General features: G+C 71.2%; 26 protein-coding genes and 2 tRNA genes. 13 read left to right on the top strand and 15 right to left on the bottom strand.

The features are described 5' to 3' along the window. Positions 1 to 19: 19 nt before the first annotated feature. On the bottom strand, positions 20 to 520 hold the full coding sequence (locus tag UW392_RS50730; RefSeq protein WP_320782200.1) for a hypothetical protein: 501 nt from the start codon (positions 518 to 520) through the stop codon (positions 20 to 22). Positions 521 to 722: 202 nt separating this feature from the next. Here UW392_RS50730 and UW392_RS50725 point away from each other — a divergent pair, with 202 nt between their 5' ends. Both UW392_RS50725 and UW392_RS50720 read left to right on the top strand, forming a co-directional pair. Beyond that, positions 723 to 1,481, top strand: coding sequence for a DUF6879 family protein (locus tag UW392_RS50725; protein ID WP_320782199.1), 759 nt, complete (start codon positions 723 to 725; stop codon positions 1,479 to 1,481). A gap of 15 nt (positions 1,482 to 1,496) precedes the next feature. Then, positions 1,497 to 2,348: a helix-turn-helix transcriptional regulator gene (locus tag UW392_RS50720; RefSeq protein ID WP_320782198.1), complete on the top strand. Its 852-nt coding sequence runs from the start codon at positions 1,497 to 1,499 to the stop codon at positions 2,346 to 2,348. 36 nt (positions 2,349 to 2,384) lie between these two features. On the opposite strand, the gene UW392_RS50715 is transcribed toward UW392_RS50720, so the two are convergent. After that, positions 2,385 to 3,413, bottom strand: coding sequence for an SEC-C domain-containing protein (locus tag UW392_RS50715; protein WP_320782197.1), 1,029 nt, complete (start codon positions 3,411 to 3,413; stop codon positions 2,385 to 2,387). Positions 3,414 to 3,636: 223 nt separating this feature from the next. On the opposite strand from UW392_RS50715, the gene UW392_RS50710 reads away from it, so the two are divergent. From UW392_RS50710 to UW392_RS50700, 3 genes are all read left to right on the top strand, one after another. Continuing rightward, on the top strand, positions 3,637 to 3,939 hold the full coding sequence (locus tag UW392_RS50710; protein ID WP_414497544.1) for a DUF6412 domain-containing protein: 303 nt from the start codon (positions 3,637 to 3,639) through the stop codon (positions 3,937 to 3,939). 75 nt (positions 3,940 to 4,014) lie between these two features. Continuing rightward, the gene (locus UW392_RS50705; RefSeq protein WP_320782196.1) at positions 4,015 to 4,701 is read left to right on the top strand and encodes a YidC/Oxa1 family membrane protein insertase; all 687 of its coding nucleotides are present in this window, start codon (positions 4,015 to 4,017) and stop codon (positions 4,699 to 4,701) included. Between the two features lie 170 nt (positions 4,702 to 4,871). Beyond that, entirely contained in the window at positions 4,872 to 5,729 is an 858-nt protein-coding gene (locus tag UW392_RS50700; RefSeq protein ID WP_320782195.1) for a fumarylacetoacetate hydrolase family protein, read from the top strand. A gap of 89 nt (positions 5,730 to 5,818) precedes the next feature. On the opposite strand, the gene UW392_RS50695 is transcribed toward UW392_RS50700, so the two are convergent. Genes UW392_RS50695 through UW392_RS50685 form a run of 3 tightly spaced genes read right to left on the bottom strand, consistent with a single transcriptional unit; the run spans position 5,819 to position 8,364 of the window. Further along, positions 5,819 to 6,700: an LLM class F420-dependent oxidoreductase gene (locus UW392_RS50695; RefSeq protein ID WP_320782194.1), complete on the bottom strand. Its 882-nt coding sequence runs from the start codon at positions 6,698 to 6,700 to the stop codon at positions 5,819 to 5,821. 48 nt (positions 6,701 to 6,748) lie between these two features. Further along, on the bottom strand, positions 6,749 to 7,273 hold the full coding sequence (locus UW392_RS50690) for a heme-degrading domain-containing protein (protein ID WP_320782193.1): 525 nt from the start codon (positions 7,271 to 7,273) through the stop codon (positions 6,749 to 6,751). Continuing rightward, entirely contained in the window at positions 7,270 to 8,364 is a 1,095-nt protein-coding gene (locus UW392_RS50685) for a Gfo/Idh/MocA family oxidoreductase (RefSeq protein WP_320782192.1), read from the bottom strand. The genes UW392_RS50690 and UW392_RS50685 overlap by 4 nt, the downstream gene beginning before the upstream one ends. Before the next feature lie 65 nt (positions 8,365 to 8,429). Between UW392_RS50685 and UW392_RS50680 the strand changes: the two genes are divergently transcribed. Both UW392_RS50680 and UW392_RS50675 read left to right on the top strand, forming a co-directional pair. Then, the gene (locus tag UW392_RS50680; protein WP_320782319.1) at positions 8,430 to 9,590 is read left to right on the top strand and encodes an ROK family transcriptional regulator; all 1,161 of its coding nucleotides are present in this window, start codon (positions 8,430 to 8,432) and stop codon (positions 9,588 to 9,590) included. Between the two features lie 228 nt (positions 9,591 to 9,818). Beyond that, complete coding sequence (locus UW392_RS50675; RefSeq protein ID WP_320782191.1) at positions 9,819 to 10,598, top strand: hypothetical protein; 780 nt, start codon at positions 9,819 to 9,821, stop codon at positions 10,596 to 10,598. Positions 10,599 to 10,687: 89 nt separating this feature from the next. On the opposite strand, the gene UW392_RS50670 is transcribed toward UW392_RS50675, so the two are convergent. Next, the gene (locus UW392_RS50670) at positions 10,688 to 11,467 is read right to left on the bottom strand and encodes an HAD-IIA family hydrolase (protein ID WP_320782190.1); all 780 of its coding nucleotides are present in this window, start codon (positions 11,465 to 11,467) and stop codon (positions 10,688 to 10,690) included. 167 nt (positions 11,468 to 11,634) lie between these two features. Here UW392_RS50670 and UW392_RS50665 point away from each other — a divergent pair, with 167 nt between their 5' ends. The 3 genes from UW392_RS50665 (at position 11,635) to UW392_RS50655 (ending at position 14,266) form a co-directional block, all read left to right on the top strand. Further along, positions 11,635 to 12,258 carry a hypothetical protein gene (locus UW392_RS50665; protein ID WP_320782189.1) on the top strand — a complete coding sequence of 208 codons (624 nt, stop codon included), beginning with the start codon at positions 11,635 to 11,637 and terminating at the stop codon, positions 12,256 to 12,258. Between the two features lie 3 nt (positions 12,259 to 12,261). Then, positions 12,262 to 12,933, top strand: a complete 672-nt coding sequence (locus UW392_RS50660; protein ID WP_320782188.1) for a class F sortase — start codon at positions 12,262 to 12,264, stop codon at positions 12,931 to 12,933. Between the two features lie 307 nt (positions 12,934 to 13,240). After that, the gene (locus UW392_RS50655) at positions 13,241 to 14,266 is read left to right on the top strand and encodes a glycoside hydrolase family 6 protein (protein WP_320782187.1); all 1,026 of its coding nucleotides are present in this window, start codon (positions 13,241 to 13,243) and stop codon (positions 14,264 to 14,266) included. Between the two features lie 37 nt (positions 14,267 to 14,303). On the opposite strand, the gene UW392_RS50650 is transcribed toward UW392_RS50655, so the two are convergent. The 3 genes from UW392_RS50650 to UW392_RS50640 form a co-directional block, all read right to left on the bottom strand. Then, positions 14,304 to 16,241: a kelch motif-containing protein gene (locus UW392_RS50650; RefSeq protein ID WP_320782186.1), complete on the bottom strand. Its 1,938-nt coding sequence runs from the start codon at positions 16,239 to 16,241 to the stop codon at positions 14,304 to 14,306. Further along, positions 16,238 to 18,280, bottom strand: a complete 2,043-nt coding sequence (locus UW392_RS50645; RefSeq protein ID WP_320782185.1) for a glycosyltransferase family 2 protein — start codon at positions 18,278 to 18,280, stop codon at positions 16,238 to 16,240. The genes UW392_RS50650 and UW392_RS50645 overlap by 4 nt, the downstream gene beginning before the upstream one ends. Before the next feature lie 339 nt (positions 18,281 to 18,619). Beyond that, positions 18,620 to 18,693 (bottom strand) — tRNA-Lys (locus UW392_RS50640). Positions 18,694 to 18,878: 185 nt separating this feature from the next. Between UW392_RS50640 and UW392_RS50635 the strand changes: the two genes are divergently transcribed. The 3 genes from UW392_RS50635 to UW392_RS50625 all read left to right on the top strand — a co-directional run bounded on the left by UW392_RS50635 (position 18,879) and on the right by UW392_RS50625 (position 22,169). Continuing rightward, positions 18,879 to 20,165, top strand: a complete 1,287-nt coding sequence (locus UW392_RS50635; protein ID WP_320782184.1) for a peptidoglycan-binding protein — start codon at positions 18,879 to 18,881, stop codon at positions 20,163 to 20,165. Positions 20,166 to 20,246: 81 nt separating this feature from the next. Continuing rightward, positions 20,247 to 21,491, top strand: coding sequence for an SPFH domain-containing protein (locus UW392_RS50630; protein ID WP_320782183.1), 1,245 nt, complete (start codon positions 20,247 to 20,249; stop codon positions 21,489 to 21,491). Between the two features lie 72 nt (positions 21,492 to 21,563). After that, positions 21,564 to 22,169: a lytic polysaccharide monooxygenase gene (locus tag UW392_RS50625; protein WP_320782182.1), complete on the top strand. Its 606-nt coding sequence runs from the start codon at positions 21,564 to 21,566 to the stop codon at positions 22,167 to 22,169. 47 nt (positions 22,170 to 22,216) lie between these two features. On the opposite strand, the gene UW392_RS50620 is transcribed toward UW392_RS50625, so the two are convergent. The 6 genes from UW392_RS50620 to ehuB form a co-directional block, all read right to left on the bottom strand. Continuing rightward, positions 22,217 to 22,290, bottom strand: a tRNA-Lys gene (locus UW392_RS50620). Between the two features lie 46 nt (positions 22,291 to 22,336). Further along, positions 22,337 to 23,095: an IclR family transcriptional regulator gene (locus tag UW392_RS50615; protein ID WP_320782181.1), complete on the bottom strand. Its 759-nt coding sequence runs from the start codon at positions 23,093 to 23,095 to the stop codon at positions 22,337 to 22,339. Between the two features lie 155 nt (positions 23,096 to 23,250). Further along, the gene (ehuA, locus tag UW392_RS50610) at positions 23,251 to 24,036 is read right to left on the bottom strand and encodes an ectoine/hydroxyectoine ABC transporter ATP-binding protein EhuA (RefSeq protein ID WP_320782180.1); all 786 of its coding nucleotides are present in this window, start codon (positions 24,034 to 24,036) and stop codon (positions 23,251 to 23,253) included. Continuing rightward, positions 24,026 to 24,676: an ectoine/hydroxyectoine ABC transporter permease subunit EhuD gene (ehuD, locus tag UW392_RS50605; protein ID WP_320782179.1), complete on the bottom strand. Its 651-nt coding sequence runs from the start codon at positions 24,674 to 24,676 to the stop codon at positions 24,026 to 24,028. The genes ehuA and ehuD overlap by 11 nt, the downstream gene beginning before the upstream one ends. Continuing rightward, the gene (gene ehuC, locus UW392_RS50600; RefSeq protein WP_320782178.1) at positions 24,673 to 25,374 is read right to left on the bottom strand and encodes an ectoine/hydroxyectoine ABC transporter permease subunit EhuC; all 702 of its coding nucleotides are present in this window, start codon (positions 25,372 to 25,374) and stop codon (positions 24,673 to 24,675) included. The genes ehuD and ehuC overlap by 4 nt, the downstream gene beginning before the upstream one ends. Beyond that, the gene (gene ehuB / locus UW392_RS50595) at positions 25,371 to 26,300 is read right to left on the bottom strand and encodes an ectoine/hydroxyectoine ABC transporter substrate-binding protein EhuB (RefSeq protein WP_320782177.1); all 930 of its coding nucleotides are present in this window, start codon (positions 26,298 to 26,300) and stop codon (positions 25,371 to 25,373) included. The genes ehuC and ehuB overlap by 4 nt, the downstream gene beginning before the upstream one ends. Between the last annotated feature and the right edge of the window lie 42 nt (positions 26,301 to 26,342).

The raw sequence follows: 26,342 nt of genomic DNA, 5'->3' as shown, positions 1-26,342 counted from the left end.
GGGGCCAGGGTAGGGCGGTTCAGTGGCTGTCGGGGACCTTGTTGTCGCAGGGCGAGCAATCCGCGCCGTCGATGGCCCATAGCTCCTCGTCGACATCGAAGCCGATGGACTTCAGGAAGTCCCCCGTGCGCAGGCACAGGCCGTCGCGGCGGCGCTCAATGAACGGGGCGTGGTGCTTGTAGCGGCCCTCGTTGTACACGCCGCACAGAGCCCACCACACTGGCGTGTCGAGGATGAGCTGGTGCACGCCGATGTCGACAAGTTTGCCGACGCCCAGGTGGACCTCCGGGTGCTCCATGCAGCCGATGGTGTACATGACGGCGTTGCCGAGGATGCGTTCGGCCATGTCGCGGACCATGGAGTGATCGCGCAGCAGCAAGGCGACCTCGCGGTCCCAGATGGTCATTCCGCTGTCCAGCACGTTGATCGTCAGGTGCTGGATGTGCGGCTGGACGTCGTTGAGAAGTGCCTGCGGGTCCCGGGTGCAGAGGCTCGCGGGTCGCTCGAGTGTGACGGTCATGTGCTGCTCCTTCGTGGTGTGTTCCAGCGCTGACGCGACCGTAGGAGTCAGTCCCGACGGGCCACCAGAGGAGTTGCGAGGAGTTGCACAGCTCGGTGAAGAGGTTGCGCGAGGTTGCTTGTGGGGGTGTAGCGAGACAGGCGCACCGGGTGTCGATCGAGGGGAAGCTTGGAAAGCCACGCTTCGCAGGAAGGACACGATCATGACCCGACGACTGCGTTTCACCGGCACGGGCAGCGGCGTGAACGGGTGCCCGTCCATTCATGATGACCTCGACACGGGCGAGGTCATCATCCACGGCCCCGCACTCACCGACCCGGGCGACATCGCACAACTTCGTCACCTGGACGAGGGTGAGGTGCCCATCGTGGTGCCCCGTGAGTTGCTGGTCGACTTCGGCCCGAAGGAGGTGGTCCGGGAGCCTGACCTCATCGGGCTGGACGAATTCGACCAGCTATTCACGCAGTTCCAGCACACCGCCTGGCGACTGGAGACGCGCCGCCGCTACGCATCGGACGAGCTCACCGATACCTACGCCCAGTTCATGCGTGGCGAGCTCGTCGACTGGGCCGGAGCCGACGCGCAATGGTGCGAGGAACGGCGTGAGCAGGTGGCTCTCGGAAAGCGGTTCGAGCGTGTACGCGTAGTCGACGAGCCGCCTACGAGCGGCCAGCTCTACCTGCTTGACAACGCCCGCCGTAACAGCGCCGTGGGAGAGACAATCCACAATCTGTGGCGACGGGATGCCAGCCGTCTCAGTCTGCCCGCCGATGATTTCTGGATCTTCGATTCACGGCTGGTCGCGCTGCTGAACTTCGACGACACTGATCACCTGATCAGCGTCGAGTTGATCACGGAGCCCGCTGCGGTGCTTCGGTACGTCATGGTGCGTGACGCGGCGCTGCATCATGCCGCGCCCTACGAGAAGTTCGCGGCCCGGCTGACCGTCGGGGAGGAGTAAGGCAGGTGTGTACCGGTGAGTACGGACTACCAGCAGGCACGAGAAGCACTTGGTGTGCGGCTGCGTGAACTCCGGCTCTCCGCCCCCGGGGGCAGGCTCAGCGGTGCCGAGCTCGCCGGGCAGTACGGGTGGAACAAGTCCAAGGTCAGCAGGCTGGAGAACGGCAAACAGACGCCGACGCCCGACGACCTGCACAAGTGGGCGGAGGGGACTGGCCAGTCGGAGGCGTACGACGAACTGGTCGCACGCCTTCGCGGTTTCGAGTCGCACATCCGGTCATGGCGGCGACAGCTGGCCTCGGGGCACAAGGCGGTTCAAGACACCCACCTGAGCGCTCACGCCGATGCCTCGGTCTTCCACGGCTGGGAGTCGTCCACGATCTTCGGGATCCTTCAGACTCCGGACTACGCCCGGTCGATCTTCACGCGCTATGCCGAACTGCAGCGATCGCCGCGTGATACCGAGGAAGCGGTGCGGTCCCGCATGAAGCGGCAGGAAGCGCTGTACAACTCCTCGAAGCGCTTCCACCTCATCATGTGGGAAGCCGCCCTCCGCTCCTTGGTCTGTCCGCCGTCGGTGCTCGCAGCCCAACTCGATCGCCTCTCGGGAGCCATCGGCCTGGATACGGTCGAACTGGGGATCATTCCGCTGTCCGGCACGCTCAAGATTCCTGCGGCCACCGCTTTCTGGATCTATGACGACCGACAAGTGATCGTCGAGAACTGGCATGCGGAGTTGTGGATCGACGACGAGGCGAGCGTCGACACGTACCGGAGGACTTGGAGAACGCTTCGTGAGTCCGCCGTTTACGGTGTCGACGCACATGACGTGATCAGTGAGGCGCGACGGCACGTGAGTTCTCGCTGAAGCGGACGTGCTCCTCGCAGGCACCGACTCGAAAGGTCACCGTTCAGGCGTCGAGGCCACCCCATGACACTCCCCATAAACCCGCCCCGACCCACACCAACACCCCGCCCCCCGCTGCGGCGGCCAGCTGACCGCTCGGCCCCGCGCGCCCAGCGTCGTCGCGTACTGGGGGAGGAGTGACGGGTCGTCGGGGGTCGTGCCCTCGGAGGCTGCGAAGGCCTCGTAGGACGGGACCGTGCCCTGGACCACGCCCAGGTTGCGGGTGCCCGAGGACTCCAGTTCGCGCAGGGACTCCTCTATCGAGGCCAGGTGCCGCTCGTAGGACGGGTACTCAGATGAGAGGGACGGGTACACCGACAGGAGTTCTGTCAGCTCTTCCGACGGCCAGTGCAGCATCGCCACCGGGAACGGGCGGGACAGCGCCTCGCGGTACGCGCCCAGTTCCGCGCGGAGGCGGGAGATCTCCGCCTCCAGTTCGGCCGGGTTGTCGGAGCCGAGGGACCAGACCCGCTTGGGGTCGTGGAGTTCGTCCAGGGTGACCGGCATGGAGTGCAGGGTGTCCGCCAGGGTGTCCCAGTCGTCGTGGTCCAGGCCCAGCATGCGGCGGACGCGGTGGCGGCCGAAGAGGAGGGGGTGGGTGGGGCGCGGCGGCTCCGGCGCGTCGGCCAGCAGCATCCGCGCGGCCTGCGTGAACGTCTCGTGGGCCGCCTCCAGCTCGTCGTGGGACTCCAGGGCCTCCGCGACGATGATCCAAGGGGCCGGATCGGCCGGGGACGCCGCGCGGACGCCGTCGATGATGGCGCGGGCCTCGGCCTCGTGGCCGTACTCCCAGAGGTTGGACGCCTTGAGGGCGCGGACCAGGGACGGGTTCTCCAGGGTCCCGCCGGAGGCGAGCAGGCGGTCGTAGAGCTTGGTCGCGGCGGGGCGGTCCCCGGCCAGCTCCAGATGGGCCGCGGCCCGCAGCAGCAGGGCTTCGGCGTCCTCGGGGTACAGGCCGGCGGTCCGCTCCAGGCGTGCCGCTTCGGCGGTGTGGTCGACGTTCTCGGCAGGCGTGTCGGGGCGCATGGGGGACACCGTACTGCCGCCCGCTGACGAAGGTGAGAAGCCGGTGGGCCCTTCCCCTGACCGAGGGGAACGGCGAGGGTCCGGTATAAAAGGCGGGAGGGCGGAAGCGACAGGGACGACGGGGAGGGGGCTCGTGGTGACACGCGAGTGGGCACACGGGTGTGCACACGGGCGCGCACCCGAGTGGGCACGCGAGTGGGCACGCGAGTGGTCCTGGCTCCGGATCGTCGCCGTGCTGACCGTCTTCTTCGCGACCTACGCCCCCTTCGGCGACGGGATCCTCTCCGTCACCGCCGCCGCCTCCGCCGTCGCCGTCGCGCTCGCCGCGACCGCCCTGTGTGCCCTCGTCGCCGCGCGTTCCGTGCCCCTCGTGCCGCCCACCCGGGTCCGTACGGCCATCCGCGACCGGGACCGGCGTACCGCCTTCCTGCCGCAACGCGACCCCGACGCCGCGGGCCGCCGCCGGCCCCGAGCGCCCGGACACGCCCTCCCGACGGCCACCGAGCTGGGGCACATCTCCCACTGACGCGTCCCCGCCGGTCGTCGTCCCGCCGTATCCACCTCACCCGGTACGACGAGACCCCCGGAGGGTTCCCTCACCATGTCCACTCTCGCCTCGCTGGTCGACGGCCTCGCCGGCCTGCTCCAGCCGCTGTTCGGCGCCGGCGCCGCGGCCGCCGCCATCGTTCTGATCACCGCACTCGTACGGTTCCTCGTGCATCCCTTCTCCCGCGCCGCCGTCCGGGGGCAGAAAGCGCGAGAGGCGCTGCGGCCGCGCATCGCGGAGCTGCGGCGTCGCCACGCGCGCGACCCCGAGAGGTTCCAGCGCGCGGTGCTGGAACTGCACCGCGCGGAGCGGGTGTCGCCGCTCTCCGGCCTGCTGCCCGGCCTCTGCCAGCTCCCCGCCTTCTTCCTCCTCTACCACCTCTTCTCCAGCTCCTCCGTGGGCGGACAGCCCAACGGGCTGCTGGCGCACCGGCTGTTCGACGCGCCGCTCGGCGGGCGGTGGGCCGACGCCCTCGCGGACGGCGGACTCTTCGGCGGGGCCGGACTCGTCTACGTGGCGCTGTTCGCGTGCGTCGCGGCCGTCGCCACGTTCTCCTGGCGGCGCGCCGCAGCCGCACAGCGGGAGCTGCCGGCGCAGACGCCGGGGGTGCTGGCCAAGGGCCTGCCCTTCCTCTCCTTCTTCACCCTCGTCACCGTGGCCGTCGTCCCGCTCGCCGCCGCGCTCTACATCGCCACCAGCACCGCCTGGGGGGTCGTCGAACGGGCCGTCCTGTACCGGTGAACCGCCCGATTCCCCCGACCGAGAACCGCCTGCGGTCCAGTACGTGAACCGGGTATTGCGTACCCGAACGCGACCTTGGAGGATCGACCAGTCCTCCGATGGGTGACGAGGCCCGCCGCACCCGGGTCCGCGCCGTCGGACGGGCTGCCCGCGAGCGAGGGAGAGGGAACATGAAGCTGCTGCGAGTCGGTACGACCGGGGCGGAGCGGCCCGCGCTGCTCGACACCGACGGGACCCTGCGCGACCTGTCGGGCGTGGTGCCGGACATCGACGGGTCGCTCCTGGCCGACGAGGCGGCGCTCGCCCGGATACGGGCCGCCGCCGACGCCGGGGAGCTGCCCGTCCTGGACGCCACGGGGCTGCGGATCGGGCCGCCGGTCGGCCGGATCGGCAAGGTCGTGTGCATCGGGCTGAACTACCACGACCACGCCCGGGAGACCGGGGCCGAGCCGCCCGCCGAGCCCGTCGTCTTCTTCAAGGCGGCGGACACCGTCGTCGGGCCGTACGACACCGTGCTCGTGCCGCGCGGCTCCACCAAGACCGACTGGGAGGTGGAGCTGGCGATCGTCATCGGGCGGACCGCCCGCTACCTGGAGTCCGCGGAGGCCGCGCTCGGGTACGTCGCCGGGTATGCCGTCGCGCACGACGTCTCCGAGCGGGAGTTCCAGATCGAGCGCGGCGGGACCTGGGACAAGGGGAAGAACTGCGAGACGTTCAACCCGCTCGGGCCGTGGCTCGTGACCGCCGACGAGGTGGCGGACCCGCAGGACCTGCGGCTGCGGCTGTGGGTCAACGGGGAGCTGAAGCAGGACGGGACGACCGCGGAGCAGATCTTCCCGGTCGCCGAAGTCGTGCGGTACGTCAGTCAGTTCATGACGCTCTATCCCGGTGACGTCATCAACACCGGGACGCCGGCGGGGGTGGCCATGGGGCAGACCGAGCCGAAGCCGTATCTGCGGGCCGGGGACGTCGTCGAGCTGGAGATCGAGGGGCTGGGGCGGCAGCGGCAGGAGCTGAAGGACGCCTAGGCGATCCGCGGGGCGCGGGTACTTGTGTGGCTGCGGCGGCGTCGTGGCTTGTCGCGCAGTTCCCCGCGCCCCTTACCGGGGCGTTCCGCTCACGCCAGTAGGGACGCGAGGCGGCGCCAGCCCTCCCTCGGCAGCGGGGTGTTCTCCTGGACCAGCTGGAGGGCCACATGGTCCGCGCCCGCCTCGTGGAACTCCTCGACACGGCGGCGGACCGTCTCCTCGTCGCCCCACGCGAAGACCGCGTCGATCAGGCGGTCGCTGCCGCCACCCGTGACGTCCTCGTCGCTGAAGCCCAGCCGCAGGAAGTTCCTGGTGTAGTTCGGCAGCTTCAGGTAGCCCGAGAGGTACGCGCGGGCCGTCGCGCGCGCCCGCGCCGGGTCGGCGTCGAGGACCACCTTGAACTCCGGGGCGAGGAGCGGACCGTCCCCGAGGACCGACCGGGCCTTCGCCGTGTGCTCGGGCGTGACCAGGTACGGGATCGCGCCCGCGGCCCGGTCCCGGGACAGCTCCAGCATCTTCGGGCCCAGCGCGGCCAGGACCCGGCGGTGCGCCGGCAGCCCGGCGCCGTCGAGGCCGTCGACGTACTCCACCATCGTCGAGTACGGGCGGTCGTACCCCTTCACCATGGGGCCGTGGCTGACGCCCAGACCGAGCAGGAAGCGGCCGGGGTGGGCCACCTCCAGCTCGGCGAAGCGCGCGGAGGTCTCGGCCACCGGGTGCTCCCAGATGCTCTGGATGCTGGTGCCGACGACGATGTGCGACGTCGCCTCGATCAGCGGGGCGGCGTGCCGGGCGTCGCTGTTGCCGCCCAGCCACAGGGCGCCGAAACCGAGTTCCTCCAGCTCCGCCGCGGCCTCGGCGCGTGCGCCGCGCCCCTCCTCGTCCTCGGCCCGCAGGGCCGTGTTCCAGATGCCGTGGCGTCCGACCGATTCCTTCAGCGATTCCTTCAGGGCAGCCGTCGTGTCGTTCATCGGTGGTCCCGATCCCTCCGGTGGTGTGCCGTGGTCACGCGGGTGTGATCACTGCTCCTTTCCCTTTCCCTTCCCCAGAAACCGCTCCAGCGCCTCCACCACCAGGCGGTGATCCTGGAGCTGCGGCAGACCGGAGACCGTCACCGCGCCGATCACGCCCACGCCCTCGACGGTGATCGGGAAGGACCCGCCGTGCGCCGCGTAGGTGTCGGGGTCGAGGCGGGAGGAGTCCTCGAAGGTCGAGCCCTTCGCCCGGAACCGGGCTCCCACCAGGTACGACGCCGAGCCGTACCGCTCCACCACCCGGCGCTTACGGGCGATCCAGGCGTCGTTGTCCGGCACCGAACCCGGCAGCGCCGCGTGGAAGAGCTGCTGGCCCGCCCGGTGGATGTCGATCGCCACCGGCGCCTGGCGCTCCCGGGCCAGCTCCACCAGGAGCGAGCCCAGCGCCCAGGCGTCGTCGTGGGTGAAACGGGGGAAGACGAGGTGGCTTTCCTGCGCCTCCAGCTCCCCCAGGGTGGGAGTCGGGTCGGGGGCCGACTTCGGGGTGAGGGGACGGTCGGGGCGGGTCACAGTGCCACCGCCGTTCCCTCGCGGGCCGAACGCCGGGCCGCCTCCAGTACGTCCAGGGCGGCGGCGGCCTCCCGGGCGCCGACCGGGTTCGGGCCGCCGCGCAGCAGGGCCTCGGCGACGGCCGCGTAGTAGGCGGGGTAGTCGCCCGGCAGCGTCGGCTCGACGCGTCCGCCGCCGGTCAGCGGGGACTCCCCGGCGCCGACACGGCCGTACAGCGACGCGTCCTCCTCGCCCCAGCCGCGTCCGGGCCGCTTGCCCTCGCGCAGCGCCGCCTCCTGCGGATCGAGGCCGTACTTGACGTAGCCGGCCCGCGAGCCGAGCACCCGGAAGCGGGGGCCGAGCTGCGCGGCGGTGGCGGAGACGTAGAGGTGGGAACGGACGCCGTTCGCGTGCGTCAGCGCCAGGAACGTGTCGTCGTCGGCCTCCGCGCCCGTGCGCCGGACGACCGACTCCGCGTAGACCTGGGTGACGGGACCGAAGAGGACCAGGGCCTGGTCGACGACGTGACTGCCGAGGTCGTAGAGGAGACCTCCGATCTCTGCCGGATCGCCGGACTCCCGCCAGCCGCCCTTCGGCTGCGGCCGCCACCGCTCGAACCGCGACTCGAACCGCCACACGTCGCCCAGCGCGCCCTCGGCGATGAGCTTGCGCAGGGTGAGGAAGTCGTTGTCCCAGCGGCGGTTCTGGAAGACGGAGAGGAACAGGCCGCGCTCCTCGGCCAGCGTCGCCAGGTCGCGGGCCTCGGCCGCGGTGCCCGCCAGCGGCTTGTCCACGACGACCGGCAGACCCGCCTTGAGCGCCTCGGTCGCCAGCGGCACGTGGGTCTTGTTGGGGGAGGCGAGGACGATCAGGTCCAGTTCGTCGGCGCGCTCGAACAGCTCGTCGGGGCGCGCGGCGAAACGGACGTCCGGGAACTCGGCGCGGGCCTGCTCCTGCCGCTCCGGGCTGGACGTGGCCACCGAGTCCAGGACGAGTCCCTCGGTGGCGGCGATCAGCGGGGCGTGGAAGACGGAGCCCGCGAGGCCGTAGCCGACGAGGCCGACACGGAGGGGGCTGCCAGGGCTGCCGGGAGGGGTACCAGTACCAGTCATACGGCCCACTTTGGCAACCGTGTTGCCAAAGTGCAAGCAGGAGGGAGAATGGGGGCGTGAACAGGATGAACGGCCAGGGCGGCGGACAGTTCGCGCCGCGCGGTCGCAGCGCCGCGGCGGTGCTCGACCTGCTGCGGGCGGCCGGGACGGAGGGCATCAGCCGGCTGGAGCTCGCCGAGCGGACGGGGCTGACCCCGCAGGCGGTCAGCAAGATCACGGCACGGCTGCGGGCGGACGGCCTCGCCGCCGAGGCCGGGCGCCGGGCCTCCACCGGCGGCAAGCCGCGCACGGTGCTGCGGCTGGTGCCCGGTGCCGGGTACGCGGTCGGTGTCCACCTGGACCGCGACGAACTCCGCACCGTCCTCGTCGACCTCACCGGCGCGGTGGCGGGGGAGCGGCGGGTCCCGCTGGACCTGGGCGCGGGCTCCGACGCGGTGGTGGCGGGCGTGGCCCGCGAGGTGACGGCCCTCGCGCCGGGCCCGGAGATCGGGGTCGGCGTGGCGCTTCCCGGGCCCCTCGATCACACCCGGGGCGTGCTGCACCGGGTCACCGGGTTCCCGGAGTGGGACGGCTTCCCGTTGCGGGACGCGCTGGCGCGGCGGCTCGGCGTGCCGGTCGTCGTCGACAAGGACACCAACGCGGCGGCGCTCGCCCTCGCGGTCGCGGGCGCGGGCGCCACCGAAGAGGGCGGAGAGGGCGGAGAGGGCGGAGAGGGCGGCGGGGGTGGAGGGGGCGGCGGGGGTGGCGAGGGGCGCTCCTTCGCGTACCTGCACCTCGGTACGGGGCTGGGCGCCGGGCTCGTCTTCGACGGCAAGGTGCACCGGGGGGCCCGGACGGGCGCCGGCGAGTTCGGACACCAGGTCGTCCAGCTCGACGGGGAGCCCTGCCCCTGCGGCTCGCGCGGCTGCGTCGAGGCGCTCTGCCTGGCCGCTGTGGCCCGCGGCGACCTCGCCGAGGCGGCCCGGGTCCTCGGCACCGGCGCCGCCAACCTCGCCGGACTCCTCGACATCGACCTCGTTCTCCTCGGCGGCCGTACGGTGGCGAGCGCTCCGGACGCGTTCGTCGCCGGGGTCGGCGCGGTGCTGGACGCGCGGGCCCGGCGCGAGGGCGGACGCGACGGCGCCGTACCGGTACGGGTGGCGCCGGGCGGGGAGCGGGCGATCGCGGAGGGCGCGGCCCACCTCGTACTCGCCCCGCTGTTCGGGCGAGGGGACGCCCCGACGTGACGCCCAGGCATGACGCCCCGGCGCGACACCCCGGCGTGACGCCCAGGCATGACACCCCGGCGTGACGCCCCGACATGACGCCAAAAGTCATGGAGACGGGCCGCTGCGCCGACCGGCCGCCCGCTGTACCCCCGTTCGAAGGGGGCGACGGAGTGGCTCCACCCCTCCGCGCGCATCCGGAACGCTCATGTGTTCATGCGACTGTGTGCACCCGTGTCACCCTGCCTGGTGGCGGCAGCCGCCCTCCTCCTCACCGGACCGGCGGCCGCCTCCCCGGCCCAGGAAGCCCGACGGCCCCACGAACCCGCCCCCCTCCCCGCCTGCACCGCCCCCGAGGACCACACCTTCCCGCTGACCACCCGGGTCCACGGCGGCCCCGGTGCCTACGCCGCGGGCGGCGGTCACGGCACCTGGTACCTGGACCTCACCAACACCACCGACCGCACCTGCTCCGGCATCCACCCCGTCGTCGTCCTCGTCGACCAGGCTCGCGCGCTGGAACCCGCCCAGCCCCGCCTGGAGTTCCGGGACGGCGACGGCCGGCGGCACCCCGTCCGCTTCGAGGAGACGGACGCCGACGAGCTGATCGGCGTCCTGGCCGACGACGGCAACGGCGACGACGGCGACGAGGACCACGGCGGCTTCCCCGGGTTCACCGTGCCGGCCGGGCAGACGGTGAGCGTCGAGCTGCGGCTGGCCTTCACCGCGGACACCGGGTCCGGCGACGTCACCGCGGCCGCCGCCGTCGTCCAGCGCCGCGAGGGCGACGGCGAGTGGATCGGACAGTCGCAGGACTACCGGTTCGGCATCACGGCCGACGGCCCGTCCGCGAGGACCACCGCGGCCGCGTCACTGTCCCCGGCGCCCTCCGCCTCCCCCTCGGTCCCCGGGTCGGACCGCGAACTCGCCGGTACCGGTCAGCGCCGTACGTACGCCGTCCTGGCGCTCGCCGCGCTGCTGGTCGCGGCCGGAAGCACGGCCGTCGCACTGACCCGCCGGCGCGGCTGAACCGGACCGGGGGCAGACCGGCCAGACCGGCCAGACCGGCCAGTTCGGTCCAGACCGATCCAGACCGGTCCAGACCGGTCCAGACCGGGCTAGACCAGGTCCACCAGGTCCGCGATCGAGTTCACGACCTGCGTCGGCCGGAACGGGTACCGGCGGATGTCGTCCTTCGTCGTCAGCCCCGTCAGGACGAGGAACGTCTCCATCCCGGCCTCCAGACCGGCCAGCACGTCGGTGTCCATCCGGTCGCCGATCATCGCGCTGGTCTCGGAGTGCGCCCCGATGACGTTCAGCCCGGTCCGCATCATCAGCGGGTTCGGCTTGCCGACGAAGTACGGGTCCTTGCCCGTCGCCTTCGTGATCAGCGCGGCGACCGACCCCGTCGCGGGCAGCGCGCCCTCCGGCGACGGACCGGTGTTGTCGGGGTTGGTCGCGATGAACCGGGCGCCGTCGTTGATCAGCCGGATCGCCTTGGTCAGCGCCTCGAACGAGTACGTCCGCGTCTCGCCGAGGACCACGAAGTCGGGGTCGGTGTCGGTCATGACGTACCCCGCCTCGTGCAGGGCGGTGGTCAGCCCCGCCTCGCCGATGACGTAGGCGGTGCCGCCGGGAGCCTGGGTGTCCAGGAACTTCGCCGTGGCCAGCGCGGAGGTCCAGATGTTCTCGACCGGCACCTCAAGGCCGATGCGGTTCAGCCGCGCGTGCAGGTCCCGCGCCGTGTAGATCGAGTTGTTGGTGAGGACCAGGAACGGCCGCCCGGACTCCCGCAGCTTCTTGATGAAGGCGTCCGCGCCGGGCACCGGCACGCCCTCGTGCATCAGGACCCCGTCCATGTCGGTGAGCCACGATTCGATGGGCTTGCGCTCTGTCATGCGGGCGGACTCCTGCCGTGCGTGGACCTGCGAACGAGCATGCGACGACCATGCTAAGCACGAAACCCGTCCGGGGCCCTCGTCCCCCGTTCGGAGCAGCCACGTGCCCGCACCGGATGCGGGTGGGGGACCGGCGGGGGAATCTCCAGAGTGACTGGAGGTACACGATGGGCTCACTGAAAGCCACTCTCTGTGCCGGGAGCGCGTTCTGCGCGGTGCTCGTCCCGGCGGCGGCACACGCGGCGGAGACCGGGATCACCGGGATCACCGGGGACACCGCCGGGGTCTCGGTGACCCCGGCGAAGCCCGCGCCGGGCACCGACGTCACCCTCCGCGTGCCCGACTGCACCGAGAAGACGGCCGTGGTCGTCTCGGCGGCGTTCGAGTCCGACGCGCGGCTCTCCCTGGCCAGCAGTGACGGCGCGCTCGTCGGCTCCGGCCGGGTACGGACCTCGGTCGAGGCCGGCGCCTACGCCGTGAAGGTCCGCTGCGGCGACCGGGAACGTGAGAGCCGCCTCACCGTCGTCGACCGCGCCCGGCCCGGCGACCGCCCGGCGGACCGGCCCACGGCCGCCGCCTCACCGGTCGCCCCCGTCGACGCGGGCGGCGGCGGCGCGGCCCGGCTGGCAGCCTCCGACCCCGGCGACGCCGGCCAGGCCCCCGGCTCCGGCGACGACGCGCGCTCGGAGGGACCGGGCACGGCCCACGCCGTCACCGGACTCGTCCTCGCCGGCGTCGCCGCCGTGGCCGTGGCGCTGCGCAGCGCACGCCGGAGCCGCGGAACGGACTGACCCATGCCCGACCAGGACCAGGACCAGGAGCACTCCGCCCCCGGCCGCCTGGTGACCGGCATCGCCTGGGCGGTGCTGCTCCTCGGGCTGTGGCTCTGGGGCCGCGAGGCCACCGACAACGGGATATCCGGGCCGGCCACCGGCGACATGGCGGCGGCCGGCCGGCCCCCGGACCTCTCCCTCCCACCCGCGCACACCCCGCTCGGCGACGCGGCGCCGCCGCGGCGCCTCGACATCCCCGGACTCGGCGTCCGCGCCCCGGTGGTCGGCCGCGGCCTCGACGCCGCGGGCGCGCTCGAACCGCCGCCCTTCGACCGGCCCGGCACCGTCGGCTGGTGGACCGCCGGCACCGCCCCCGGCACGGCCGGCACCGCGCTGATGGTCGGCCACGTCGACACCGAGACCCGGCCCGCCGTCTTCTACCGGCTCAGCACCCTCAAGCCCGGCGAGACGATCCGGGTGCTCCGCACCGACTCCGAGGTCGCCGAGTTCACCGTGGACGACGTGGCCGTCCTGCCCCGCGAGGGCTTCGACGCCCGGCGGGCCTACGGCCAGCACCGCCCCGGACGCGCCGAACTGCGGCTGATCACCTGCGGCGGCACCTACGACCGCGTGAGCGACAGCTACACGGCGAACGTCGTGGTCTCCGCCTACCTGACCGGAACCGGTTCCTGAACACCTGCCCGGTGTCCGTCGGCCGGACGCGGGCCCTGCCCGGCCGGCGGCCCACTCCCCCGATGCCGCCGGCCGGGCTGGTCCTCGACCGCGCGCACGGGCTGCGGGAGTAACCCGGCGGCTGCGCGGGAGGTCGCGATGGGAGACCCGGCCGGGAGCACGGGCCGTCCGCACCACCTTAGAACGGGCGGGCGCGTCGGCCTAGGGGTCGGTTCCCAGGTTGCGGGCGACGTCCCCGGAGCCCTCGTGAGCGCCACAGCCGTATGTCAGGATTGACCCCTGGAACAGTGCGCCCAAGGGGGGTTGGATGTACGGCAGCAGGGGGGCCGGGACTTTCGCCGTGACGCGCGCGTCCGCGGTGGTGCTGGGGGCGGCACTGCTGGTCGCGGGGTGTTCGTCTGCGGACGACGGGGGAGACGGGGACAAGGACGCCGGGGCCGGCATCACGCAGCAGCCCAAGGAGGCCGACCCGTTCTGGGTCAACCCGGACGGCACCGCCGCCCGGCAGGTCGCCGAGTTGGAGGAGGCCGGCCAGGACGGCGAGGCCGCCAAGGTCCGCCGCATCGCCGAGCAGCCGACCGCGGAGTGGATCAACCCGGAGAACCCCGAGGAACAGGCCCGCGGCTTCACCGAGGCCGCGGACAAGGCCGGCCGCACCGCGCTGCTCGTCCTCTACAACATCCCGCACCGCGACTGCGGCCAGTACTCCCAGGGCGGCGCCGCCGACGGCGACGCCTACCGCGCCTTCGTGGACAGCGTCGCCAAGGGCATCGGCGACCGCTCCGCCACGGTGATCCTCGAACCGGACGCGGTCCTGCACCTGGTGGACGGCTGCACCCCGGAGGAGTTCCACGAGGAGCGCTACGACCTCCTCGGCGGCGCCGTCGACAAGCTGAAGGCGCTGAAGAACACCAAGGTCTACCTGGACGCGGGCAACGCGGGCTGGGGCGACCCCGACCAGATCCACGAACCCCTCACCTGGGCGGGCGTGGACCGCGCCGACGGCTTCTCGGTCAACGTCTCCAACTTCTACTCCACCGAGGACTCCATCGCCTACGGCAAGCGGCTCTCCGCGAAGGTGGGGAACAAGCACTTCGTCATAGACACCAGCCGCAACGGCAACGGCCCCTACACCGAGGGCGACGAGTCCGAACGCTGGTGCAACCCCCCGGGCCGGGCCCTCGGCGAGACCCCCACGACCCGCACGGACGACCCTCTGGTCGACGCCTACCTCTGGGTCAAACGCCCCGGAGAGTCGGACGGCGAATGCAAGGGCGGCCCGAAGGCAGGCCAATGGTGGTCCGACTACGCCCTGAAACTGGCCGCAGGCTGATCCCCCCCCGCACCCCCCCCGCACCCCGTAGACCTCGTCAGGGAACCCGCACCCACTGCGCCTTACTGGGCACCCCGTCCCCATCGGTCACGAACAGCATGTACCACCCGGCCTGAACGAGGTTCTTGTTCTCGGGAACAGTGACCGTCACCTTGTCCCCGTCGACCTTGAAGTCGAGGGCGATGGACCGCTGATCCACGTCAGTGACATGCGTCGCGGCGCTGGGCCGGATCAACCGCACCTTCTTCACCGAAGCCGCCGCCTTCGACGTGAACGTCCCCGACTCCCCCCGGGAGATGGTCTGGGGCCCGCCCGAGAGATCGGGCCGCTCGTCCCCGTACAGATAGGGCGGCGTGTAGATCTCGATCCGCTGCTCGAACTCGCCCGGCTTGGTGTTGGCCTTGTCGGCGTACAGCGAGTCCGAGCCGAAGAACATGACCCGCCCGTCGGGCAGCAGGATGGACCCGGAGTGGTAGTTCCGGCCCACCAGCGGGTCGGCGACCCGTTCCATCTCGCCGGTCTCCGCGTCGTACAGCCGCGCCTGGAGGATGTTGGAGTCGCCGCGCCCCCGGTAGTCCTCGGAGCCGCCGGAGATCAGCACGCTGTCGTCGGGCAGCACGGACGCCTGCGGGTACCGCGTGCCCTTCTCCAGTGACGGCCCGTCCGTGAACTCGGGGTCGTCGTCCTTGAGATCGACGATCCGCGTCTTCTCGCTCGACAGCTGGGACTCGCCGACCCCGCCCCCGCCGATCACCATGTACTTCTCGTCCTGCGCGGGCGGCAGCAGCACCGTGCCGGACGTCTCCATCATGTTCGCGTCGCTGAGCCCGCCGACCTTGGTGAACTTGTTGGTGTCGACGTCCCATACACCCGGGTCGCGGCCGACGTCGTCGGGCCCGTACCCGGCGTTGGAACCCGAGTAGAAGACCTTGCCGTTCTGCATCAGGAACAGCGCCGGGTAGGTCGGGAACTGCCGGGTGCCCTCCGTGTACGTCCACTTCCTGGTGTCCGGGTCGTAGACCTCGTTCTTGCCGGGGACGAGCTGCCCGATGTCGTCGAGGCCGGAGACGCTGAGGACCTTGCCGTCGCTGAGCGTGGTGAGCGTCGGGTACCAGCGGGCCTCGTGCATCGGGTCGACCTTGATGTACTTCTCGGCGACCGGGTCGAACTCGTAGGCGTCCCGGATGCCCTGGAAGTCCTTCTTGTCCAGGGCGAGTTTCTCCGCGATGCCGTACGTGTTCTTCGCGTCGTCGCCCTTCAGGCCCTGGACGGTGTAGTTGTCCTGGGTGCCCGTCTCGTACTTCGCACCGCTCTTCTGCGCCTCGACGTAGATCCGGCCCAGCCCCGGGTCGTTGCGCAGGAAGGCGCCGGTCTCCTTGTCGAAGACCTTCTCGGCACGCGGCACCAGCACGGGGTCCTTGGAGACGAACGTCTTGCCGTTCTCCTTGCCCTTGAACACGGTGCCGGCGGGCAGGGTGATCGGCTTGTCCGGGTTCTCGTTGTGCACCACCATCAGGCCGCCGGCCTTGGTGACGTCGCCCTGGAGCTTCTCGTACCGCTTGGTGCCGCCCGCGATCAGCAGATTGCCGTCGGCGAGCTGGGTGTGGCCGGTACAGAACAGGTCCGTCGGGGTGTCGATCTTCTTGATCGTGCCCTTGACCGGGTCCCAGATCCGGGTGTCGAACTTCTTCGCGTCGAAGTTGTCCTGGTTGTTGCCCGACCCGGCGACGAGGAGCACCTTGCCGGTGCGCAGCAGCGCCGCGTGGATGGTGTTCTGTTTGTACTCGTCGGGGAAGTCGATGACCTCCCAGCGGCCGTTCGCGGCCTTGTACTCCGGCTGGTTGATCTTGTACTGGTGGTATTTCTCGGTGCCGAAGCGGTACAGCCACGGCCCGTTCATCCCGGCCAGCGCGAGTACCACCACCGTGCCTATCGCGAATCTACGGGCACGACGGCGGCCGGCCTGGTGCTTCATTCCTTACGTCCCCCAAGTCCGCCCAGTCCTCCGAGGGCGATCTGCATGGTCTGGTCGTCGCCACCGTTCCCCGCCCAGCTCGGGCGCTGCTGCGGGGCGTGGCCCTGCGGGGCGTGGCTCTGCGCGGGCACCGCGTCGCGCGGCTCGGCGGCCGGGACGGGCGAGGGCGCCGGGGGAGCCGGTGCCGGCGCGGGGGCCGACGCGTCCGGCGTGTCCGCCGTCGCCGCGTGCGCCCCGCCCGTCCCGCCCGCCTTCTTCGCCTTCCGCAGCATGTACCGCCACGCGAACATCGGCGACGCGGTGATCAGCAGCGCGAACGTCGCCCAGATGATCATCGCGGGGTGGGAGTGGCCGTAGACGAAGCCGACGGCGATCGACGTGCCGAAGATGACGATGAAGTACCAGTGGTAGCGGAAGGTGCCGAACAGCGTGTCCGGGCTGGCCGAGTCGCCCTTGGGCGTGACCACGAACTTGCTCTTGCGGCGCAGCATGGAGTCGATCAGCGCCTTGGCGTACAGCGGCGCCGACAGGGCCGACATGACCATGCCCGCGACACCGCCGGAGCCCTCGGGCTCGTGCGGCGAGATGTTGTGGCGGCGGTTCCAGACGTAGAGGCCGATCTGGAGTGCGGAGGCGTTGCCGTAGAGCATCAGCCAGACCACCGGGTCGATGTTCACGCCCGAGGCGCCCGCGCCGAGGAAGAGCATGCAGCTCAGGGCGGCCAGTATCCAGTTCAGGGCCGACATCGGATAGAAGATGATCATCATCGTGTAGTTGAAGAGCTTGCTCGGCGGCAGCGAGTACCAGCCCTTCCAGTACTGCTTGAGGATCGTCTCGTACGTCCCTCGGGACCAGCGCATCTGCTGGGTGAAGAAGTCCGTCCAGGCGTTGGGGCCCTCGCCGACCGCGAGGACGTCCGGGGTGTAGACCGAGCGCCACTTGCGTCCCGTCGCCGGGTTCTTGTGGCGGTGGATCTCGAACCCGGTCGCCATGTCCTCGGTGATCGAGTCGTACAGGCCGCCGATCTGCTTCAGCGCCTTGATCCGCACCGCGTTGGAGGTGCCCACGAACATCGGCGAGCCGTAGCGGTTGCCGGCCCGCTGGATGAGCGCGTGGAAGAGGAACTGCTGGGACTCGGCGGCCTTGGTGACGGGGTTGTCGTAGTTGCCGTAGACCTGCGGACCGATGACGAAGCCGACGTCCGGGTCGCGGAAGAAGCCGAGCATCCGCTCCAGGTAGTTCGGCAGCGGCACGTGGTCGGTGTCGACGGAGGCGAAGTAGTCGTAGTCGTCGCCGTGCGCCTCCAGCCAGGCGTTGTAGTTGCCGTGCTTGGTCTTGGCGCGGTGCGGGCCCTTGGCCTGGTTCCACTTGGCGACGCCCTTGCGGGAGAAGTGGTGCACGCCGAGCCGCTCGCAGACCGCCTTGACGTCGGGGTCGTCGCCCTCGTCGAGGAGCCAGACGTGCATCAGGCCGCGGTGGCGTATCTTCACGGCCGCCTCCAGCGTCTTCGTCACCATCTCCAGCGGCTCCTTGCCGGGCACGAAGGAGGTGAGGAAGGCGACCCGGGTGCCGGTCTCGGGCACCACCGGGACGGGGTCGCGGGCGACCAGCGTGGCGTGCGCGTTGGAGAGCACGTTGAGGCAGCGGAACAGCTCGATCAGACCGATCGAGACGAGCATGACGATGTCGAGCGCGGGCAGCCAGTCGAAGGCGACGTAGTCCCGCTCGGTCCAGTGGGTGGGCTGGAGCAGCCAGACCAGCAGGACTATGGAGAGCAGGGGCGCCGCGGCCAGCATCAGCGCCACGCGTATGCGGTGCGGCTCCTGCGAGAGCAGCGAGCGGTAGCGCACTCTGTACGGTTTGTCCGGGTCGGGCTGGGTGAGGGGGCCGGCCAGCCGGCTGTAGTGCTCGTAGTCGTATCTGGGCAGCGTTCTCTTTATCCGGCGGAACGTGCCGGTCGTGCTCATCCGATGTGCAGGCACCCTCAGCTGGGTGGTCTCAGACGGATCGAAATCCGGTCCGGCGCCTGTCGGCGTCATGAGTCATCCCCCCACACGCAGGTCACGCGTGTTTCGTCGGTACAGCGCCCGCTGGCGGTTCCCCGCGACCGTCACAGGCGTATCAGTGGCGGATCACCGTCCCCACATCATCCACACCCTATAGACATGGAACGGCGCCCTTCCGGTTGCATGATGCCCCCTCGGCATCCGGGTACCGACGGGCCCCTCATCCCGCAGTACCGGCAACCGGTTCCTTGCCCCCCTTGGCACGACCAGGGTTCTACGGCGTTCGGCATGATCGCAAGACAGCCCGTATACACGCGCTCCCCTGGAACGCCGAAGGCCCCTCGCGTGAGGCGAGGGGCCTTCGGTTGTCGGTGCGCCGCCAGGGACTCGAACCCCGGACCCGCTGATTAAGAGTCAGCTGCTCTAACCAACTGAGCTAGCGGCGCCTGCTGACATCACCAACCTTACCCGACCCCACGGGGTGCTTCCGACCACCCGCTGGATGCCGGGTGCCGCCCCGTGTCGCCCTTACATCATTCGGACCGTCAACATGCGCGCCCCCCTGACCGTTGCCAAACTGACGCTCGTGTACCGCAGCGCACCATCCCAGCTGGAGTGTGAGAGGAATCGCATGGAGACGCCGGTATTCGAGGAGATCGACCCGGCGAGCGACTGCGACTGCCCCGGCTGTCGGCATCCGAGCCGCGTCCCGCCGTATTCCGCGGCCGGCCGCACCGCCATCGACCGCAGGGCCGCCCGGCGCGCTTTCGCCGTCGTGGCCACCGCCTCCGCCGCGTGCGTCGCGGCGGCCCTGCCCGCCGCCGCCCACGCACCCGTGCGGCCCGGCGTTCCCGCAGATGAGGAGCGTGTCACCCCCCAAGGACCGCAGGCGCCGCTGCACGGCCCCGGCGGCTCTCCGGCCGCCCCGACGGCCGGCGCCCCCCTGCCCGAGACGACCCGTACGGAGATCATCGAACGGGCCAAGAAATGGGTCGCCGAGAAAGTCCCTTACAGCATGACCGCCTACTGGAGCGACGGTTACCGGCAGGACTGCTCGGGATATGTCTCGATGGCCTGGGGACTGCCCGCCAACGAATGGACCGGCAGCCTCGGAAAGTTCTCCGACCGCATCACCAAGGACGAACTCCAGCCCGGCGACATTCTGCTCTTCCACAATCAGGCCGACCCCGAGAAGGGCTCGCACGTGGTGATCTTCGGCGGCTGGACGGACCAGACCCGCAACGCCTACACGGCCTACGAGCAGACCCCGCCGAACACCCGCCGCAAGGACACCCCCTACGCCTACTGGAACAACTCCTCCAAATACCTTCCCTACCGCTACAAGGGCGTCGTGGCGGGAGTGGCCGGCGGGGCACCGGCCGCCGTCCCGGCCGCCTACCCGGGGGCCTCGTCCTTCGGGCCCGGCGCGAACAACGGCCACGTCGCCCGGCTCGGCCGGCTCCTCGTCGAGCGTGGCGGCGCCCGCTTCTACACCTCCGGTCCCGGTCCGCGCTGGGGCGAGGCGGACCGCAGGGCGGTCGAGGCGTTCCAGCGCGCGCAGGGCTGGCGGGGCGCCGCCGCCGACGGCCTGCCCGGCCCGCGCACCTGGTCCCTGCTGGTCAGCGGCAAGGGCAAGGAGATCCCGCCGGGCAAGGGCACGGCAGCCGCCTCGCACGGCGTGCCGGGCTATCCGGGGCGGGCCGGGTTCCGCCCGGGTGCCGTCGGCGACCACGTCACCCGGCTCGGGAAGCGGCTCGTCGCCAAGGGGTACGGCCGGTTCTACACCTCTGGTCCCGGTCCGCGCTGGGGCGAGGCGGACCGGCGCGCGGTGGAGGCGTTCCAGCGCGCGCAGGGCTGGCGGGGCGGCGCGGCGGACGGCTTCCCGGGCCCGGAGACCTGGCGCCGCCTCTTCACCTGACCGCCCCCCCTCACCTGACCGCCCCCCTTCTCCCCCTTCTCCCCCTTTCATGACGCGTCTGGCGCGGAGGCTGGAGCACGCATGAGTACGACGTCCGAGACGACCACGTCCCCGACCCCCGACCCGCCGGGAGGGTCCCCGGCGGGAGGGTCCCCGGCGGGCGGCCTCCCGGCGGGCGGTCTCCCGGAGGGCCTGACCCGTCCGGTCCGGCTCATCCAGAACGAGGCCACCACCGAGATCCCCGTCCACCTGCTCTTCCGCGACGACCCCGAACCGGCGCCGGTGCCGCTGCGCCCCGCGATCGTCGCCCGCCGGCAGGGCACGGGGGAGCAGCCGAGGCTCCGCCGTCCCGCCGCGGCCCGGCCGCGCCCCGTCCCGCAGGTCGACCCCGAGCTGGCCGAACGGCCGGCCCGGGTCCTGCCCGGCGCGGCGGGCGTCCTCGCCGGCGCCTGCGGCGCGGCCGGCTGCGCGGTCACGTCCTGGTGGGCGGGGGTCCTGCCGCCCCTGCTCCTGGAGGCGCTGCGGCTGCCCGCGTACGGGGGTGCCGTCCTGGGGCCCGCGCAGTGGGCGGCGTACGCGGGCGCCGGGGCGCTCGGCATGTTCGGCTTCGGCGGACTGGCCCGGGGCCGGACCGGCCGCGCCTGGGTCCTGAACCTCTTCGGACGCTACCGGGGGACCGTCCGGCGCACCGGCCTGCTGTGGGTCAACCCGCTGCTGCTGCGCCGCCGGGTCGACGTCCGGCTGCGGCACTGGCGCGGCGAGCCGATGCCCGCGGCCGACGGCAACGGCGTCGCGCTGAGGGCGGTGACGCTGGTGGTGTGGCGGGTGCGCGACACCGCGCGGGCCACGCTCGGCGTCGAGGACCACGAGGCGTATCTGCGCGAGTGCGTCGAGGCGGCGCTGGTCCGGGTGCCGGTGGAGCCGCCCGGCACCTCGCGGTCGTCGGCCGATACCTCGCGGTCGTCGGCCGGCACCGCGTGGTCGTCGGCCGACACCGCCGGTGAGGCGCTGACCCGGCTGGTGGCGGCGGACGCGGCCGCGATCGGCCTGGAGGTGTTCTCCGTACGGCCCGTCCGAGTGGAGTACGCCCCCGAGGTGGCCGCCGCGATGCACCGCAGGCGGATCGCCGCGCTCGACGCCGACCGGCGGGCGAGCCTGCTCACCTCGGTCGTGGACTCGGTGGAGGACACGGTGACCCGGCTGACCACGCGCGGCCTGGTCGACCTGGACGACTACGAGCGCAAGGCGCTGGTGAAGGACCTGACGGTGGCGTTCTGTGCCGGTCCCGCAGCCGGTTCTTCGATTGGTATGGACATGTTCAACTAGCGGCAATAATCTGAGACTTGGTCTAGACCTGCACGGCTCACTGCTAGTCCCCCACGTCTCAGGAGCGGCAGTATGCGCAAAAAGGCCAAGATGTATGCCGGTGCCGTGGGTCTGGCGACCACCGGCGCCCTCGTGCTCTCCTCCGGTGGCGCCAGCGGCCACGGCTACACCGATCTCCCCGTCAGCCGGCAGAAGCTCTGCCAGAACGGGTCCGTCAGCAACTGCGGCTCGATCCAGTGGGAGCCGCAGAGCGTCGAGGGCCCGAAGGGCTTCCCGGCGAGCGGCGCGGCGGACGGCCAGATCTGTTCCGCGAACAACACGCGGTTCGCCCAGCTCGACGCGCCGAAGACCCCCGGCGGGGGCGCCTGGCCCACCACCAAGGTCACCGGCGGGCAGAACTACACCTTCCGCTGGCAGTTCACCGCGATGCACTCCACCAGCGACTTCAAGTACTACGTCACCAAGGCGGGCTGGAACCAGAACCACAACCTGGCCCGCTCCGACCTCAACCTGACGCCCTTCCTGACCGTGCCCTACGGCGGGAAGCAGCCCCCGGCCACGCTCTCCCACAGCGGAGCGCTGCCGACCGGGCTGAGCGGGCACCACGTGATCGTCGCGGTCTGGACGGTCGCGGACACGGCCAACGCGTTCTACGCGTGCTCGGACGTCACCTTCTGAGCAAGCGGAAGGGCTCCTCGCCCGAAGCGAGGAGCCCTTCCGTGAGGTGCGCCGCCAGGGACTCGAACCCCGGACCCGCTGATTAAGAGTCAGCTGCTCTAACCAACTGAGCTAGCGGCGCGTGCGAGAAAATAATACCTGGTCCACCGGTGTGCTCCGAACCAGGCTCAGATGGTCATGGACAGCACGACCGGCGCCGTCTCCCGGCTCAAGGACTCCGCGGCCCGCCGCAACCGGTACGCGTCCTCCACCGGCAAGGACAGGGCCAGACACCCCACCGCGGCCCCCGCGGACACCGGCACCGCCGCACACACCGTCCCCACCGCGTACTCCTGGAGATCCAGCACGGGACCCGCCGCCCCCTGCGCCTCCAGCCGCGACAGCAGCACCCGGTCGCTGGTGATGGTCCGCGACGTGAGACGGGCCATCCGGTGCCGGGCGAGGTGGTCCCGCCGCCCGGCCGTGTCCAGCTGCGTCAGCAGGCTCTTGCCGATCGCGGTGGCGTGCGCGGAGGAGCGGAAGTCCACCCACTCGTTGACCTTGGGCGCGAGCGGGCCGTCCGCGTACTGCGTGACGCGCACCTCACCGTCGACGTACCGGCTCATGTACACGGCCGCGCCGAGCGCGTCCCGCAGCCGGTCGAGCGCGCGCTGGACGCTGTCCCGCACCGCCTCGGCACGGCCGTGCGCCGATCCCAGCCTGGCGAGGGTGACACCGGTGACGTAGGCGCCGTCGGCGGTCTGCTCGACGTAGGACTCGCGGCACAGCATCCGCAGCAGGGCGGTCAGGCGGGTGCGGCCGAGGCCGGTGCGGCGGGCCAGTTCGGTGTCGGTGATCCCGGTGGAGTGCCGCGCCACCGTCTCCAGTACGCGCAGGGCGTCCTGGGCGGAGCGGTGCGGCGCGGTCGGCTGGTGCTGCAGCGCCACGGTGGTCTCCCCCTGCGCTCGCTCGGTGGCCGTGGCCGGATGGCGAAATCCCCTCCACGATAGCGGCCGGACGGCCGGAAAGAAGTGCTCGTGGACGAGATCAGGCCCCGGCGGCCGACGCCGGGGCCTGTCCGGAACAGGCCGGAACGGGAGGGTCACAGCACCGCGCTGAGGAACTCCCTCGTCCGGTCGTGCTCCGGCTCGCTGAAGATCTTCTCCGGGGAGCCGGCCTCGATGACCCGGCCGTGGTCGAACATCAGGACCTGGTCGGAGATGTCCCGCGCGAAGTTCATCTCGTGGGTCACGCAGAGCATGGTGATGTCCGTGGAGCGCGCGATGTCCCGCAGTACGTCGAGGACGCCCGCGACCAGCTCGGGGTCGAGCGCGGACGTCACCTCGTCGAGGAGCAGCACCTGCGGCCGCATCGCCAGCGCGCGGGCGATCGCCACCCGCTGCTGCTGCCCGCCGGAGAGCTGGGTGGGCCGGGCGTCGCACTTGTCGGCGAGGCCCACCAGGTCGAGGAGTTCCCGGGCGCGCGCCTCGGCCTCGTCCTTGGACAGGCCGAGGACGGTGACCGGCGCCTCCATGATGTTGCGCAGCACCGACATGTTCGGGAACAGGTTGAACTGCTGGAACACCATCCCGATCTTCTTGCGGACCTCGCGGACCTGCTTCTCCGGCGCCGGGAAGAGCTGCTGCCCGGCCACGGTGATGGTGCCCTCGTCGGGCTTGAGCAGCGTCATCAGCAGCCGCAGGATCGTCGTCTTGCCGGACCCGGACGGACCGATCAGCGTGACGTGCTTGCCGGCGTCGACGGAGAAGTCGAGGTGGTCGAGGACGGTGTTGGTCCCGAACCGCTTGGTGATCCCCTCAAGGCGTATCAGCTCGCCCGTCGGCTTCTCGGGACTCTTCTCGGGCTGGGGGAGGGTGTCAGTGGGCAAGGCGTCGCTCCAGGGCTCGCAGGGCAAGGGAGGCCAGGTAGGAGATGACGATGAAGGCGATGCCGATCACCGTCAGGGGTTCGGTGAAGCGGAAGGTCTCCTGCGAGAACAGACGCGCCTCGCCGAGCATCTCCAGCACCGTGATCGCCATCAGCATCGGGGTGTCCTTCAGCATGGAGATCACGTAGTTGCCGAGGGCGGGCACCACCCGGCGGACCGCCTGCGGCAGGATCACCGCGGTCCAGGTCCTGCGCAGGGGCAGGTTCAGCGCCGTCGCGGCCTCCCACTGGCCGACGGGCACCGCCTCGATGCCGGCCCGGTAGACCTGCATCGTGTACGTCGAGTAGTGCAGGCCGATGCCGATGACACCGGTGGTCATCGCCGAGGCGGTCACGCCCCACTCGGGCAGCACGTAGAAGAGGAAGAAGAGCTGCACCAGCAGCGGGGTGTTGCGGACGAACTCCGTGACCACGCCGACCGGCCAGGTCACCCAGCGGGAGTCCACCCGCATCAGCAGCGCCCACACGAGGCCCAGGACGAAGGAGATCACCGAGCCCAGGACCAGGATCTGCAGGGTGACCAGCAGTCCGTCCCAGAAGTGCGGCATGAAGTCCGACACCGCGTTCCAGTCCCAGTTCACCGGAGACCTCCTACGCTCGCGGGCTCGGGCGCCTTGGCGCCGCGCGCGGGCGCCTTGCCCAGGCCGGCCTTCAGCTGCTTCTCCAGGCCGCGCATCACCCGGGTGAGCAGGAACGCGATCACGAAGTAGATCAGCAGGATGTACGTGTAGATCTCCGCGCTCTCCTGGAGCGCGAGGCGCACCAGGTTGCCGCTGAACGCCAGGTCACCCATGCCCATGATCGAGACCAGGGCGGTGCCCTTGAGCAACTCGATCAGCAGGTTGGAGAAGGGCGGGATCATCTCCGGCACGGCCTGCGGCAGCAGGATCAGCCGCATCCGCTGCCAGGGCGTGAAGCTGAGCGCGATGCCGCCCTCCTGCTGCGCCGGGTCGACGGCGCCGAGGCCGCCGCGCACGATCTCCGAGCCGTACGCCCCGTAGGTGAGGCCGAGCGCGAGGGTGCCCGCCCACAGCGGGACCAGCTGCCAGCCGAAGGCCGGGGGCAGCACGAAGAAGACCCAGAAGATCATCACCAGCGCCGAGGTCCCGCGGAACACCTCGGTGTAGAAGCCCGCCAGGAAGCGGACGATCCACAGCCGGTGGGTGCGCGCGACGCCGACCACGAAGGAGACGGCCGTGGCCAGCAGCGCCGAGCAGACGAGCAGCTGGACCGTGACCCAGACGCCCTTGAGTACCAGTTCCCACAGTCCCGAGGTCATCCGCCGCAGAGCTCCTTCGCGGTCAGATCCGTCATCTCGTCCTCGGTGAAGCCGAAGGGCTTGAGGATGCGGAGGAGTTCACCGCTGTCCTTGAGCTTGTGCAGCTCCTCGTTGAAGGCGTCGCGCAGGTTGGTCTCGGTGGGCCGGAAGCAGAAACCGCCGCCGTCGACGTGCGGTTCGCCGTCGACGATCGGCTTGAACGCCTCGGTCACCTCCGCCTTGGAGGACTTCTTCACCACCTCGCGGGTGGTCAGCGCGGTCCCCGCGAAGACGTCCACGCGCCCGGCCTCGACGGCGTTCAGGCCGGCCACCTGGTCGGGGACGATGAGGATGTCGCCCTCCTTGTACCCGGCCTCCACCGCGTAGGCGATCTCCGCGTAACCGGTGCCGGTGGCGAACTTGGCCTTCTTCTCGACGACGTCCTCGTAGCTCTTCAGCCCCAGCGGGTTGCCCTTGCGGACGATGAAGGAGTCGAGCATCTGGTAGTCGGGGTCGGAGAAGATGACCTGCGCGCAGCGGTCGGGGTTGATGTACATCCCGGCCGCGACGACGTCGAACTGCTGCGAGGCCAGCCCCGGGATGAGTGAGCCGAACTCGGTCGGCACCGGCTGGACCTTGTCCACGCCGAGCCGCTTGAAGATGACCTTCGCCAGCTCCGGCGCCTCGCCGGTCAGCTCACCGTCCGTGTCGATGTACCCGAAGGGGATCTCCCCGGCGATGCCGAGCCGCGCCACTCCCTGCGCCCGGAGCCGGTCGAGCAGGTCGCCGCCCTCGGAGTCCGAGGCGGTGGCGACCCGCGAGCATCCGACGGCACCGACCGCGCCGAGCGCCGCGACCCCCGCGAGCAGCGACCGGCGAGTGGGCCCGGATATCCCGGACTTACGGTCGAATCGTCCCCGTAGCGGGGTTCTGTGTGGTGGAGCCATGGGCGCGCAGCTACCCGAAGTCGAACAAGTTATGCGGGCCAG

The sequence above is a fragment of the Streptomyces sp. CRN 30 genome, from assembly GCF_034105845.1.
This window is presented reverse-complemented; position numbering and strand designations above follow the sequence as displayed.

Excerpts from the sequence above, each read along its gene's own strand:
- ehuB (WP_320782177.1), bottom strand. The coding sequence starts at position 26,300 with ATGGCTCCACCACACAGAACCCCGCTACGGGGACGATTCGACCGTAAG.
- UW392_RS50695 (WP_320782194.1), bottom strand. The coding sequence starts at position 6,700 with ATGAACGACACGACGGCTGCCCTGAAGGAATCGCTGAAGGAATCGGTC.
- UW392_RS50645 (WP_320782185.1), bottom strand. The coding sequence starts at position 18,280 with ATGACGCCGACAGGCGCCGGACCGGATTTCGATCCGTCTGAGACCACC.
- UW392_RS50705 (WP_320782196.1), top strand. The coding sequence starts at position 4,015 with ATGTCCACTCTCGCCTCGCTGGTCGACGGCCTCGCCGGCCTGCTCCAG.
- UW392_RS50725 (WP_320782199.1), top strand. The coding sequence starts at position 723 with ATGACCCGACGACTGCGTTTCACCGGCACGGGCAGCGGCGTGAACGGG.
- UW392_RS50660 (WP_320782188.1), top strand. The coding sequence starts at position 12,262 with ATGCCCGACCAGGACCAGGACCAGGAGCACTCCGCCCCCGGCCGCCTG.
- UW392_RS50665 (WP_320782189.1), top strand. The coding sequence starts at position 11,635 with ATGGGCTCACTGAAAGCCACTCTCTGTGCCGGGAGCGCGTTCTGCGCG.
- UW392_RS50630 (WP_320782183.1), top strand. The coding sequence starts at position 20,247 with ATGAGTACGACGTCCGAGACGACCACGTCCCCGACCCCCGACCCGCCG.
- UW392_RS50625 (WP_320782182.1), top strand. The coding sequence starts at position 21,564 with ATGCGCAAAAAGGCCAAGATGTATGCCGGTGCCGTGGGTCTGGCGACC.
- ehuC (WP_320782178.1), bottom strand. The coding sequence starts at position 25,374 with ATGACCTCGGGACTGTGGGAACTGGTACTCAAGGGCGTCTGGGTCACG.
- UW392_RS50680 (WP_320782319.1), top strand. The coding sequence starts at position 8,430 with ATGAACGGCCAGGGCGGCGGACAGTTCGCGCCGCGCGGTCGCAGCGCC.
- UW392_RS50670 (WP_320782190.1), bottom strand. The coding sequence starts at position 11,467 with ATGACAGAGCGCAAGCCCATCGAATCGTGGCTCACCGACATGGACGGG.
- UW392_RS50730 (WP_320782200.1), bottom strand. The coding sequence starts at position 520 with ATGACCGTCACACTCGAGCGACCCGCGAGCCTCTGCACCCGGGACCCG.
- UW392_RS50685 (WP_320782192.1), bottom strand. The coding sequence starts at position 8,364 with ATGACTGGTACTGGTACCCCTCCCGGCAGCCCTGGCAGCCCCCTCCGT.
- UW392_RS50715 (WP_320782197.1), bottom strand. The coding sequence starts at position 3,413 with ATGCGCCCCGACACGCCTGCCGAGAACGTCGACCACACCGCCGAAGCG.
- UW392_RS50655 (WP_320782187.1), top strand. The coding sequence starts at position 13,241 with ATGTACGGCAGCAGGGGGGCCGGGACTTTCGCCGTGACGCGCGCGTCC.
- UW392_RS50650 (WP_320782186.1), bottom strand. The coding sequence starts at position 16,241 with ATGAAGCACCAGGCCGGCCGCCGTCGTGCCCGTAGATTCGCGATAGGC.
- UW392_RS50700 (WP_320782195.1), top strand. The coding sequence starts at position 4,872 with ATGAAGCTGCTGCGAGTCGGTACGACCGGGGCGGAGCGGCCCGCGCTG.
- UW392_RS50635 (WP_320782184.1), top strand. The coding sequence starts at position 18,879 with ATGGAGACGCCGGTATTCGAGGAGATCGACCCGGCGAGCGACTGCGAC.